Raw genomic sequence first — 12,624 nt, forward strand, 5'->3', positions numbered from 1 at the left:
CGACGAATCCGCCCCCTTGTTTCGGATGGATCGCACGGAGGCGGGCGTCGACGATATCGCCGATATGGGGCCGTGTCGCCTTTGATCAGGCTGGCCGCGCGATCGCTTTGCGGATTGACCGGTGGAGCGACGCGGCGACCCGGCCCCATATCGGCGATATCGTCGACGCCCGCCTCCGTGCGATCCATCCGAAACAAGGGGGCGGATTCGTCGACCTTCCCGGCGGCGTGGACGCGTTTGTTCGGCTCGCCGAAGGGCATGGCTTCACTGAAGGCCAGACCTTGTCCGTGCAAATCGTCGCAGAAGCCCGGCAAGGCAAACTCGCGCGGGTACAGCCCGCCAACCCCGCGGCCGTCACCCCGTCGCCTGCCGCGCGCTGGCAAGCCGCCTTGCCGGGCGCGGCCGCTCTCACCGAGGAAGACGTCCTCCCCGGTGATCCCGACATCGAGGCGGCCTTCGATGAAGCGACCTCGGAAACCGTCACGCTGCCCGGCGGCGGCACGCTGCGCATCCAGCCCACCGCCGCGCTTGTTGCCGTCGATCTCGACACGTCCGGCCGCAATGACAGCGGACGGGCCGCCGCCCGGGCCCTGCGCATCAATACGGACGCAGCCCGGGAACTGGCCCGCCAGATCAGCCTGCGCAATCTTGGTGGTGCCATCGTTCTCGACTGCGTGTCGCCGATCAACCGTGAGGCCGGGCTCAAACTGCGCGACAGCTTCATCTCGGCGTTGGCTGACCTCTCCCAAAGACATGCCAAGGCCCTGGCGCCATCCGCTTTCGGCCTGATGGAAGCCTCCGTCGCCTGGGGCGAGACACCAATAGCTGACCGGCTTTTCAATTCCAGCGGCGAACCGACCGATGAAACCCTGTGCCTTGAAGGCCTGCGCCATCTCCAGCGCGAAGCCCGGGCACAACCGATGGCACAACTGACACTCTCCCTGCCCTTGCGCGCCTTCGACTGGATGTCCGATAGCGGCCTTGACCTGCAGGCGCGCCTTGACGAGACTTTCGGTGCCCGATTGACAATTTTATCCAGTGATAAAACCAAACCTGAAGTATTCCAGACATGAGCAAGCCCATCTCCCCGGAAAACAGCACGCCCAAATGCGCCCAGTGCCGCAAGAAGCCGATATCGCCTGAATACAGGCCATTTTGCTCGAAGCGCTGCGCCGATGTCGATCTGGGCCAATGGTTGAAGGGCGGATATGCGATCCCGGGTGCCCCGGCTGAACTGGACGAAAACCTCGATAGCGGGCGCCCGCTCGACGACTTGTCGGGCGATGACTGAAAACGCGATAGACAAGCGCGCCTGCCTTGGTTAGAACCCGCCTTCCCTGCTGGCCTGCCCGGGTAGCTCAGGGGTAGAGCAGCGGATTGAAAATCCGCGTGTCGGTGGTTCGATTCCGCCCCCGGGCACCATTCAAAATCAGATTGGGTCGCCAGCCTGCCCTGCCCGGGGCATCAGGCATTCCGCGCATCTGGTGCTGGCGCCTGATAATGGGCTTTCGCACCCAATGACCGTATTTCACCCCTCGCTGCCTTCAATACGTGCATCCGGGTCAAATTCTGCGGTTTGCTGCGCGTGTGCGGGAACCGGCACATCTGTTATGAGTACCCTCCAAGCGTGCCCTCATGACCAATAACAATTCCGAATCATCTCCCCGTCTGGTCGCCGTGTCGAACCGGACCGCCTATGGCAGCCCTCGCGCTGGCGGACTCGCCGTTGCGCTGTCGGACACACTCGCCGAAACGGGCGGCTTGTGGATCGGATGGAGCGGCAAGATATTTGACGTGCCCCGTCGCCGTGTTCTCAATGTTGATGAAGACGGCGTCTCGTTCGCCCTGATCGACATGTCGAAGGCCGAATATGAAGGCTTCTACCTGGGCTACGCCAACAGCGTTCTCTGGCCGGTCATGCACAACCGGCTCGATCTTGCGGTCTTCGACAGCGACTATTTTGCCGCCTACAAAGCCATAAACCGGCAGTTCGCCGATGTGGTCGCCGCCCAGACAACGCAGGACGACCTCATCTGGGTCCAGGATTACCATTTCTTCCTTCTCGCCAAATTCCTGAAGGATGCCGGGTGTAACCGGCGAACGGGATTCTTCCTTCACATTCCGTTTCCGGCCCCGGAAGTTTTCAGGTCGATCCCCGACCACCTGACGTTGGCTGCGGGCCTGTGCGCCTATGAGGTTGTCGGCCTCCAAAGCTCTCACGATTGCGCCAATTTCGCGCGCTACATCCAGGAAGAGATCGGCGCCGAGAAACTCGATGACGAGCGCTTCAGGATCGGCGACCATATCCTCACGCTTCGCCTCTGCCCGATCGGTATCGACGCCGAGGGCTTCAGCCTCAGCGCCACGAGCCAGGCGGCCAATGATGCCTCCCGGAAACTCGCGCGTTTTCTCGGTGAGCGTGACCTCGTCATCGGCGTCGACCGGATGGACTATTCCAAGGGCCTGCCGCAGCGCTTTGAAGGCATGGCCGTGCTGTTCGACAAATACCCGGACCTGCACGGCAAGATATCCTTCACGCAGATCGCCCCGCCGTCACGGTCCGTCGTCGAGGAATATGCCCAGTTGCGCCAGCAGCTTGATGAACTGTCGGGCCGCATCAATGGCGATTATGGTGACCTTGACTGGATCCCGATCCGCTACCTCGCCCGCGGCTATGAGCGCGACGAGCTGGCCGGCCTTTACCGGCTCGCACGTGTCGGTCTGGTCACCCCCTTGCAGGACGGCATGAACCTTGTGGCCAAGGAATACATCGCGGCGCAGGATCCGGACGATCCCGGCGTGCTCGTCCTCTCCCAGTTCGCGGGCGCCGCTGATCAGATGACTGACGCGCTGATTATCAATCCGCATGATCGCAACGCCGTCGCCGAGGCCGTTCGCACGGCCCTGAACATGCCACTCGCAGAACGCCAGAGACGCTGGCGTGCCCTGTACGACGGCATTTGCCGGCAGGACATCAACTGGTGGCGTGAGCACTTCCTGGCAGCGTTTGACACGGCTGAGGGCCAATATTAGTGCAGAACATGCCTGAGGCCCCTGTCAGAACCTTTTCCTTGTCGCCAAACGACGCTGTCTTTCTCGATTTCGACGGTACGCTTGCCGGGCTTCAGGATGACGCGGATACAGTCTTTCTGGTGCAAGGCATGGATCAGGTCCTGCGTGCCTGCGCGCACCGGCTGGACGGCGCCTTGGCGGTGATGTCCGGTCGTGATCTGGACGATCTTTCACGACGGGTTCCCGACAGCCTCTGGCGTTTCGGCAATCACGGGCTGAGGGCATCTGCGCCCGGCGGACGGGCAACAGAGTCCCTTACCGCGGCGCCGAGCGGGCTTTTAGCCGCCTTGTCAGAGATTTCCGACACTTATGCAGGCGTACGCCTCGAGCCCAAGGGACCCGTGCTCGCCGTACATTATCGCGCTGCGCCCGGTGTCGAAGTGGAACTCAAATCAGCGCTGTCCGACGCCATTGCACCGTTTGCTGATTATAGCCTGCAGCATGGGAAAATGGTCTTCGAAGCCAAGCCATCTGCCGCGAACAAAGGCGCCTGTCTGTTGCGCGCTATGCAAAGCAGGCCTTTTCTGGAGCGGCGCCCCGTCATGATCGGCGACGACACGACCGATGAGGACGCCTTCGCAGCGGCGCAATCGGCAGGCGGTATCGCAGTCAAGGTCGGTGAGGGTGCTACCGTCGCGCTGCATCACATGGATTCCGTGCAGGACGTGCACGCATTGCTGAAGGAGTTTGCGTCCACATGAGCGGACTGAACATGGGCATTGTCGGCAACGGCACCATCGCTGGCCTGATCAATTCGGGCGGCGACTATCAGTGGCTTTGCCTGCCGCGCTTCGACGGCGAGCCCGTGCTGAACCAGTTGCTCGGCGGTGGTGGACAGTTCAGCATCTGGATGGATGGCCTGACATCACGGTCGCAATCCTATGACAGCAACACCTCCATTCTTCGCACGCGGCTCGAAGCGGACGATGGCGCCATCCTCGAAATCATCGACTTTGCGCCACGTTTCGAGAACCGGGGCCGCGTCTTCCGGCCTGCTTCGATCGTCCGGCGCTTTCACATTGTCGCCGGGACCCCGCGCGTGCGGATCACCCTGACCCCGCAAACCGACTGGGGCGCGCGTCAGCTCCCGTCTGTCCGCGGCGTCAACCATATCCGCTTCACCGATGGTGAGCTGGCCTTCCGCGCAACCACGGACGCGCCTGTTTCCTACATCATGTCGGGCACCAGCTTCCTGCTTGAGCAGGACGTATCCTTTGTCCTCGGCGCCGACGAATCTCTCACCGACACGGTCGACGTCATCACCCGCGACTGGGAAGAGCGGACTCGGCAATACTGGACGAAATGGTCCCGCAGCTTGGCGGTACCTTTCGAATGGCAGGAAGCGACCATCCGCGCGGCGATCACACTGAAACTCTGCGTGTTCGAGGAAACCGGCGGCATCGTCGCCGCCCTGACAACCTCCATTCCCGAGCATGAAGGGTCGGAACGCAACTGGGACTACCGGTTCTGCTGGATCCGCGACGCTTATTTCACGGTCTCCGCGCTCAACCGCCTGTCCGCCATGGGGACGCTGGAACACTACATGCGCTGGGTCCGCAACATCGTCGCCCAGTCAAAAGGCGGCCATATCCAGCCGGTGTATGGCATCGGCCTGGAATCCGACTTGACCGAGGAACAGGCTACCCACCTGCCCGGCTTCCGGGATACCGGCCCGGTCCGACGCGGCAACCAGGCCGCCGAGCATATCCAGCACGACGTGTACGGACAGGTCGTGCTCGGTGTTGCGCAATCATTCTTCGATTGCCGCCTGATCTCGCGCCCGGGAATTGCCGAGTTCCGGCAGCTCGAGCCCGTGGGCGAACGCGCGTTTGCCGTGCACGACACGCCGGATGCGGGAATCTGGGAATTCCGTACCATTGCCGAAGTGCACACATCCTCGGCGATCATGTGCTGGGCGGCCTGCGACCGCCTGTCGAAAATCGCGGCATATCTCGGCCTGCCGGATCGGGCGACCTATTGGGCCGAACGCGCCGCGATCATTCACAAAACCGTCCTGGACAAGGCCTGGAGCGCCGAGGTTGGCGCCTTCACGGCAGCCTTCGGCGGAGAGGCGCTCGACGCCTCGGTCCTGCTGATGGCCGAGATCGGTTTCCTGCCGGCCAGCGATGCACGCTACATCGCAACTGTCGAAGCCATCGACAGCACGCTGCGCGAAGGCAACCACGTCTATCGCTACAAGACCGAAGACGATTTTGGCCGCCCCAAGACCGCGTTCACCGCATGCACCTTCTGGCACATTGATGCGCTGTTCCGGATCGGGCGTGTCGACGAGGCGCGCGTGATGTTCGAGTCCGTCCTCGCCAGCCGCAACCATGTCGGCCTCCTGTCAGAGGATTTCGATCCAGTGACGGGCGAGTTGTGGGGCAATTTCCCGCAAACCTATTGCATGGTGGGTATCATCAATTCCGCCGCACTGCTCAGCAAGCCCTGGACATCCGTCATCTAGGCCTAGGCCGCCACGTCCGATTGTTCGGACCGCGCAACGGATGCGTCCAGAGCGCCCGGCTCGTCCCAATTCCCTTCGGGACGGATCATCACCATCGGGTCGCTTTCCGGCGCCAGCGCACGCGGGTGTTCTGGCAGGGGAATCTCGATTTCGATATATTCGAAATCCGAAAACCAGAATCGCGGCCGATCCGCAGCAAGCCGGCACCGGAACGTACGCGACCAGACAGGCCACAGACGCGCCTGTATCTGCGCAATCATCAACCGATAGCCCTTTCGCGTCGCATATTCGAATGCTTCAGCGAGAATCACCTGCAGCGCAGGCCGCCCCCTCTGTCCCCGTAGCAGCACGACCCGCTCAAGCTTGGCGAACCCGGCAAACCAGCGCATTCGAAGCGTGCCGACAGCATCTGGCCCGTCAAACACCAGGAAATGCGTCGCGCAGAGGTCGTTGCCATCGAACTCCTCGTCATAGGGGCAGGCCTGTTCGGCCATGAACACGGCGGCGCGAATGGACACCATTTTCTGATAGTCATCGAGCGAGCGCACAGGCCGCGCGGTATAGCGTTCGAACGCTCCGTCCGGCACCGGGCGACACAGCACCTGCTCTCCCGTCTTCGGCCTGCTTCTCATGCCACCTCACTCCGGGCCTGGACGAGGGCTTCCTGCACATACAGGTCAGGCAGCCCACCCTCGCACGGCGCGAACCCCAGACTCGCCATCGATCGCTTTCCGTCATCCGTCGCCCCGCGTGCAAAGCACGGATAGGCGCTGAAGAGTTCAACACGCATCACGGCGGCCGCTGTCATTACGCGCTTGCGCGCGTCTCGCGTGGCACCGGCATACACGCCGATATAAAATCCCGCGCATCCCTTTCCGTCAACGCAGAGGTGCACCGGGTCAGGGTTTGCAGGATCGTAAGAACCGTCCCGCACAGCCATCTCGCCAAGCGGCGACAAGGGCAATGTCAGGAAGATTCCATCGACCGGATCGCCTGTTACCCACGCCGTCATTCCCGTGATACGATCCATTTCAGCAACCGAATCAGGCGTAGCGATCTTGGACGACATGAGTAGCTCAGCCATCTCAATACCCTGCTCCAGCTCAGCAAAGGTTGCGCGCCTGAACCCCAACTCCGCGCCTTTCGACGCAACCTTGGCGAGATTTATTGAACCGTCCACTGACACACCATTTATGATTGTTTTTGTTCTTATCGACAACTCAGATTTATAGGATTGGTGCCACGAGCGTTGCTGCGTGGCTTTACCAAAAACTGAAACGGGGACTTACACTCGTGAAAGGGAAGGCAGATGCGCGTGGAGTCGTTCGATTGGGACCGTATACGGATCTTCCGGGCCGTTGCAGAATTGGGAAGCATGTCCGCCGCCGCGGAAAGGCTGGGCGGATCAGTGCCCACGATCAGTCGGCGCATAACCGAACTCGAAACGGCCCTCAGGACCGAACTGCTAAAGCGGTCATCGCGCGGAATTGTCCTTACAGACGCAGGCCGCATGCTGTTGCGCCATGCAAACCTCATGGCCGATATTGTCACGGCAGCGCACGACGATGTATGCGACTCTGACACGGCAAATGAAGGCCCGGTGCATCTCGTCACAGATGATGGTCTGGGGCCCTATTGGCTGGCGCGGCGGATACCGCAATTCCTCACGGACCATCCAGGGATCGAACTGACACTTTCCGTTTCCGATCACCCGCCGGACCTGTTGAACAATGAAGCAGATATCGCCATTCAGTTCGAACCGCCGAGCCGGAGTGAATTGATCGGCCGCCGTATGGGTATCGTCCACTATCTCTGCTTCGCCTCTCGCGACTATCTCGATCTGCACGGCACGCCTGCCGACCTGACAGATTTTCACCATCACAGGTGCCTGCTGCACGAGGGATATGTGAATCAGTCCGAGCGTTGGGCCGACGGGGCCTTCCTCGCGCGGCAATTGATCCCCTTCTCCCTAATTACCAATTCGTCCGCGACGCTGATTTCCTGTTGCCGCGCAGGTGGCGGGATCGCCATCCTGCCATCCTATATCGGCGCAGCCTGTCCGGAGCTTGTGCCGCTTGCCCTGCCGGAAGTGGCGTCGATCCAGTTCTGGATGGCCTATACGGAACGCGTGCGCCGCATTCCGAGAGGACAGGTTGTGGTCGAATGGCTGCGCAAGGCATTTGATCCGGCCGAGTCTGACTGGTTCCGCGCCAATCTCACCCGCCCGGGACACACGCCTGCCAGCGAATAGGTCGGCATAACTTGCCTCTTCCAACAGATATGGAGCACGAATTAGCTTGGTTTTGGCTATTCCCGCGCACGGTCATTCCCGCTAGGTCTAGTCACACGGTCCCATGAACAGGAATTTGCCTATGCCGAGCCATCTCGACCATCTCAAGACGCTTGAGCAACGTCTGCTCTGGCTCTCGGCCTGGACCGTCCACAATGCCAACCACCTCCGGGACAAGCACGATGACGACGTAAAGGTCGGCGGCCACCAGGCCTCCTGCGCCTCGATGGTGTCGATCATGAGCGCGCTTTATTTCCACACGCTGCGCCCGGAAGATCGCGTCGCCGTCAAGCCGCATGCCGCTCCCGTCTACCACGCCATGCACTACCTGATGGGCAACCAGACACTGGAAAAGCTGCAGAACTTTCGCGGCTATGGCGGCGCGCAATCCTATCCCAGCCGCACCAAGGACATCGACGATGTCGACTTCTCCACCGGCTCGGTCGGCCTCGGCGTGGCGGAAACCGCTTTCGCCTCGATCATCCAGGATTATCTTGAAGCCAAGACTTGGGCTGCTGACCGGCCCCTCGGGCGCATGGTCGCGCTCGTGGGTGACGCCGAACTCGACGAAGGCAACGTCTATGAATGCCTGCAGGAAGGCTGGAAGCACGACCTGCGCAACACATGGTGGGTGATCGACTATAACCGCCAGAGCCTCGACGGTGTCGTGCATGAAGGACTCTGGGAAAAGGTCGAAGCCATCTTCAAGGCCTTCGGCTGGCGCACCGTGGTCCTGCGCCACGGCGCCCTGCAGCGCGCGGCCTTCGAGGAACCGGGCGGCGAGACACTGAAAACCTGGATCCAGACCTGCCCCAATGCCGATTACTCCGCCCTGACCTATCGGGGTGGCGCGGCCTGGCGCACCCGCCTGATGAACGATATTGGCGACCAGGGCGATGTGACGGCCCTACTTGAACGACGCAGCGATGATGAACTCGGCGCCCTGATGAACAATCTCGGCGGCCAGTGCATCCAGTCCCTCTGCGATGCCTTTGACTCTGTCACCGACGATACGCCCACCGTCTTCCTCGCCTATACGATCAAGGGCTGGGGCACGCCCCTCGCTGGCCACAAGGACAATCATGCCGGCCTGATGAACAAGGCCCAGATGGCTGATTTCCAGATAAAGATGGGAATTGCCGAAGGTGAGGAATGGGCCCCCATCGCGGGTGTCGACGACCCCGCGTCCCTGAACGCCTTCCTGCGCGACGTTCCCTTCTTCGCAGACGGCCCGCGCCGTTTCACGGCCCCGACGGTCGCCAGTCCCGGCCCGATCTTCCTCGACGATGACGTCCAGTCCACCCAGGCCGGCTTCGGCAAGATCCTCGACGCGCTCGCCAAGTCGAAATCCGAACTGGCCGACCGTATCGTCACCACCTCACCTGACGTCACTGTCTCGACCAATCTCGGCCCCTGGGTGAACCGGCGCAGCCTGTTCGCCCGTGAGGTCAGGGGCGACACGTTCCGCGACCAGCAGATCCCGTCGACACAGAAGTGGCAGTTCTCGCCGGCAGGCCAGCACATCGAACTCGGCATTGCCGAGATGAACCTCTTCCTCCTGCTCGGCGCTGCCGGCCTCTCCCATTCCCTGTTTGGCGAGCGCCTCATCCCCATTGGCACGGTCTACGACCCGTTCATTGCGCGCGGTCTCGATGCCCTCAACTATGCCTGCTATCAGGATGCCCGCTTCATCATTGTCGGAACCCCCTCCGGGGTGACGCTCGCGCCTGAAGGCGGCGCCCACCAGTCGATCGGCGCCCAACTGATCGGCATGAGCCAGGACGGCCTCGTCTCATTCGAACCAGCCTTCCTCGACGAACTCTCGATCATCATGGACTGGTCCTTCGACTATTTGCAGCGCGACGGCGACGGCGATCCCGACGAGCGCACATGGCTGCGCGACGAGACCGGCGGCTCGGTCTATCTGCGCCTCACCACCCGCCAACTGGAACAGGTCCGCTGGTCCGACCGTGACGACGAGAGCTTCCGGCAGGGGGTCATCGACGGCGGCTACTGGCTGCGCAAGCCCGGACCGAATTGCGAGATCGTCATCGCCTACCAGGGCTGCGTCGCGCCCGAAGCGATCAAGGCTGCCGGACGCATCGGCAATAATCGCCGCGACATCGGCGTTCTCGCCGTCACATCCGCTGACCGCCTCAATTCAGGTTGGACCGCTGCTCGCCGCGCCCGCGCACGTGGCAACAAGGCAGCCAAGAGCCAGATCGAGCGCCTGATGGAACAGGTCCCCCGCGACTGCACGCTCATCACTGTCACCGATGGCCATCCGGCCACGCTCGCCTGGATCGGCGGCGTGAAGGGCCACGCCACGACACCGCTGGGCGTCGAGCATTTCGGCCAGACCGGCACGATCCGTGACCTTTACCGCCACTTCCAGATTGATGCCGAAGCCATCGTCTCGGCGGCAAGCCACCTCTCGCCCGGCAAGGTCATCTGATCAGGCTGTTTCGAGCCAGCCCTGCAAGCGCGCGGCATCCATACGTGTCTGCTCCGGGCTGCCGAACAATTGCCGGTTCACGCCGATCCGCTTGAACCAATAGTGCAGGCCGACGAGATCGGTGAAGCCCATGCCGCCATGCACTTCTGTCGACGTGCGCGCGATGAACGTGCCCGCTTCGGCAAGGTGAGACTTCGCAAGCGTCGCCATCGCAAGGCCTTCCGGCTCGCCTGTGTCCAGCGCATGCGCGGCATGCCAGATCAGCGCCCTGGATGGTTCCAGGCGCGCCGCCATTTCCGCGCACATATGCTTCACGGCCTGGAACGATCCGATCACGCGGCCAAACTGCTGGCGCTCGGCGGCATAGGCGACCGCCTTGTCAATCATGGCCTGCGCCGCGCCGAGCGTATCCGCTGCAACCAGCAATCGCGCTGCTGCCAGTACTTCGTCATCCGGTTTCAGCGACATGGCGCGGGCGTTCCCGCTAAAGACCACTTCGGAAAATATCCGTGTCCGGTCGATTGTCTGCATGGGCGTAGCGGCAGGAGTCTCGACGAGATTCAGCGCGCCTGTTGTGTCTGCCGCCAGCAAGTGTGTTGATCCCTCTGCCGAGACAGCCAGCAGCGACGTACCGGTCAACTTGTCGCCATCGACCGCCACGCCAGCGCCGTCACGGCGCGACGACAGTTCCGTCAGCGCCAGCGCCATCCTGATGTCGCCAGAGGCAATGCCCGGCAGGAAATCATCGCCTGCTTGCCGCATCGCGTGTGCAGTCACCGTCGTCGCCAGGAAGCGGCTCGGCGCGATCGCATAGCCGAGCGATTCCTGAACGAGGCACGCATCCAGCAGGCCAAGCCCGAGGCCACCCTGCGCTTCAGGCACGTGCAACCCGGCAAGGCCGAGATCATCGAGGCCCGCAGCCAAAGCTGCACCCGCGGCTTCGTCCCCGGTCGCGATCTTGCGGATCGTATCCAGCGGCGCAACATCCTTCAGGAAGCCGTTCAGGCTATCCTGCAACATGCGCTGGTCTTCTGAGAGTGCAAATTCCATCGGTTTTCTCCTCTCAGGCCTTGGCCGGTTTGGGTTCGCGCGGCAGGCCGAGGCCCCGTTCCGCAATGATGTTCTTCTGTATCTGGGCTGTCCCGCCGCCAATGATCAGGCCGAGGTCATACATGTACCGGGCCTGCCACGAGCCATTCGCGCGCAAATGCTCGCCCTGCTCGTACATCACGCCCAGTTCACCAAGCGCGTCGATGGCGAGGCGTGCGATCTCGTGATTGAGCTCACAGCCCATCAGCTTCACGACCAGTCCAGCAAGGCCGGCACCCTCCTTCTTCAGGCGATGCGTCGTGATGCGCAGGCCGTTCGCCTGCATCGCATAGACTTCGCCTTGCAGCTTCAGCAACCGGTCCCGCAACAAGGGATTGTCGATCAGTCGCTCGCCGTTCACCGTCTCACGCTTCATCAGCTCGACCAGTTCCACCAGCCGCGCCTTGGTGGCATTCGGGTCACCCAGCATGCCGCGCTCATGAGTCAGCGTGGCATTGGCGACCTGCCAGCCCTTGTTCTCGGCAAACACGATGCCGCTCTTCGGCACGCGCACATCAGTGAAGAACACTTCGTTGAAATTCGCCGCACCAGTCATATCGACTAGCGGGCGAACTTCGATCCCCGGCGTCTCCATTGAGAACAGGATGTAGGAAATGCCTTCATGCTTCTTCGCGGTCGGGTCGGTGCGCACGAGACAGAAGATCATGTCGGCCTGCTTGGCGGTCGACGTCCAGATCTTGCTGCCATTGATGACATAGTCGTCGCCATCCGACACCGCCGCCGTCCGAAGCGCCGCAAGGTCAGAGCCTGCGCCGGGTTCGGAATAGCCCTGGCACCAGATCATTTCGCCATACAGGGTCGGACGGATATAGGCCGCCTTCTGTTCCGGCGTGCCCAGTTCCAGCAAGGTCGGCACCAGCATCGAGATGCCCTGGTTCGACATCGCGCGTGGCAAGCCCGTGCGCGCGAACTCCTCGGCAATAATGCGGGACTTCAGAATGTCCGGTTCTGCGCCAAAGCCACCATATTCCGTGGGAATTGTCCGCGCCGCGAGGCCGTTCTCAATAAGCAGTTTCTGCCACGCCTGCCGTTTCGGGTTTTTCATGCCCCGGTCGTCGGGCGTGGGGGCCAAATGGGCGTTGGCAGAAAGAATCTCGGCCACTTCCTTGCGGAAGGCTTCATATTCCGGGCTGAGTGAAAGATCCATTGTGGACGGGCTCCCTGATTTTTACCGACACTGGCAGGCCTTCCCTTGGGGCTGCCAAGAGGAACTCTGCCCTTTCCGGCCCA

Annotated in this window: 11 protein-coding genes and 1 tRNA gene; 8 read left to right on the forward strand and 4 right to left on the reverse strand. The window is 62.0% G+C overall.

Features of this window, described 5'->3' with window-relative positions; all coding sequences use genetic code 11:
• The 6 genes from AADA04_RS01855 to AADA04_RS01880 form a co-directional block, all read left to right on the forward strand.
• The coding region (locus AADA04_RS01855) for a ribonuclease E/G (protein ID WP_340691529.1) at positions 1–1,073 on the forward strand (1,073 nt) is incomplete at its 5' end.
• Positions 1,070–1,291, forward strand: a complete 222-nt coding sequence (yacG, locus tag AADA04_RS01860) for a DNA gyrase inhibitor YacG (RefSeq protein WP_340691530.1) — start codon at positions 1,070–1,072, stop codon at positions 1,289–1,291. The genes AADA04_RS01855 and yacG, both read left to right, overlap by 4 nt.
• 56 nt (positions 1,292–1,347) lie before the next feature.
• Positions 1,348–1,422 (forward strand) — tRNA-Phe (locus tag AADA04_RS01865).
• 213 nt (positions 1,423–1,635) lie between these two features.
• Positions 1,636–3,033: a trehalose-6-phosphate synthase gene (locus tag AADA04_RS01870; RefSeq protein ID WP_340691531.1), complete on the forward strand. Its 1,398-nt coding sequence runs from the start codon at positions 1,636–1,638 to the stop codon at positions 3,031–3,033.
• 38 nt (positions 3,034–3,071) lie between these two features.
• Complete coding sequence (gene otsB, locus AADA04_RS01875; protein ID WP_340691532.1) at positions 3,072–3,773, forward strand: trehalose-phosphatase; 702 nt, start codon at positions 3,072–3,074, stop codon at positions 3,771–3,773.
• Positions 3,770–5,539 (forward strand): glycoside hydrolase family 15 protein, encoded by a 1,770-nt coding sequence (locus AADA04_RS01880; RefSeq protein WP_340691533.1) that lies wholly within the window; start codon positions 3,770–3,772, stop codon positions 5,537–5,539. The genes otsB and AADA04_RS01880 overlap by 4 nt, the downstream gene beginning before the upstream one ends.
• A gap of 2 nt (positions 5,540–5,541) precedes the next feature.
• Here the strand turns inward: AADA04_RS01880 and AADA04_RS01885 are convergent, their stop codons facing one another.
• Complete coding sequence (locus AADA04_RS01885; RefSeq protein ID WP_340691534.1) at positions 5,542–6,171, reverse strand: N-acetyltransferase; 630 nt, start codon at positions 6,169–6,171, stop codon at positions 5,542–5,544.
• Positions 6,168–6,623, reverse strand: coding sequence for a hypothetical protein (locus AADA04_RS01890; protein ID WP_340691535.1), 456 nt, complete (start codon positions 6,621–6,623; stop codon positions 6,168–6,170). Before AADA04_RS01890 ends, AADA04_RS01885 begins: the two co-directional genes overlap by 4 nt.
• Before the next feature lie 225 nt (positions 6,624–6,848).
• Between AADA04_RS01890 and AADA04_RS01895 the strand changes: the two genes are divergently transcribed.
• Entirely contained in the window at positions 6,849–7,790 is a 942-nt protein-coding gene (locus AADA04_RS01895; protein ID WP_340691536.1) for a LysR family transcriptional regulator, read from the forward strand.
• Between the two features lie 121 nt (positions 7,791–7,911).
• Positions 7,912–10,284, forward strand: a complete 2,373-nt coding sequence (locus tag AADA04_RS01900) for a transketolase (protein WP_340691537.1) — start codon at positions 7,912–7,914, stop codon at positions 10,282–10,284.
• On the opposite strand, the gene AADA04_RS01905 is transcribed toward AADA04_RS01900, so the two are convergent.
• Both AADA04_RS01905 and AADA04_RS01910 read right to left on the reverse strand, forming a co-directional pair.
• The gene (locus tag AADA04_RS01905; protein WP_340691538.1) at positions 10,285–11,334 is read right to left on the reverse strand and encodes an acyl-CoA dehydrogenase family protein; all 1,050 of its coding nucleotides are present in this window, start codon (positions 11,332–11,334) and stop codon (positions 10,285–10,287) included.
• Between the two features lie 13 nt (positions 11,335–11,347).
• The gene (locus AADA04_RS01910; RefSeq protein WP_340691539.1) at positions 11,348–12,541 is read right to left on the reverse strand and encodes an acyl-CoA dehydrogenase family protein; all 1,194 of its coding nucleotides are present in this window, start codon (positions 12,539–12,541) and stop codon (positions 11,348–11,350) included.
• Between the last annotated feature and the right edge of the window lie 83 nt (positions 12,542–12,624).

Source organism: Hyphomonas sp. (genome assembly GCF_037969335.1).
GTDB lineage: Bacteria > Pseudomonadota > Alphaproteobacteria > Caulobacterales > Hyphomonadaceae > Hyphomonas.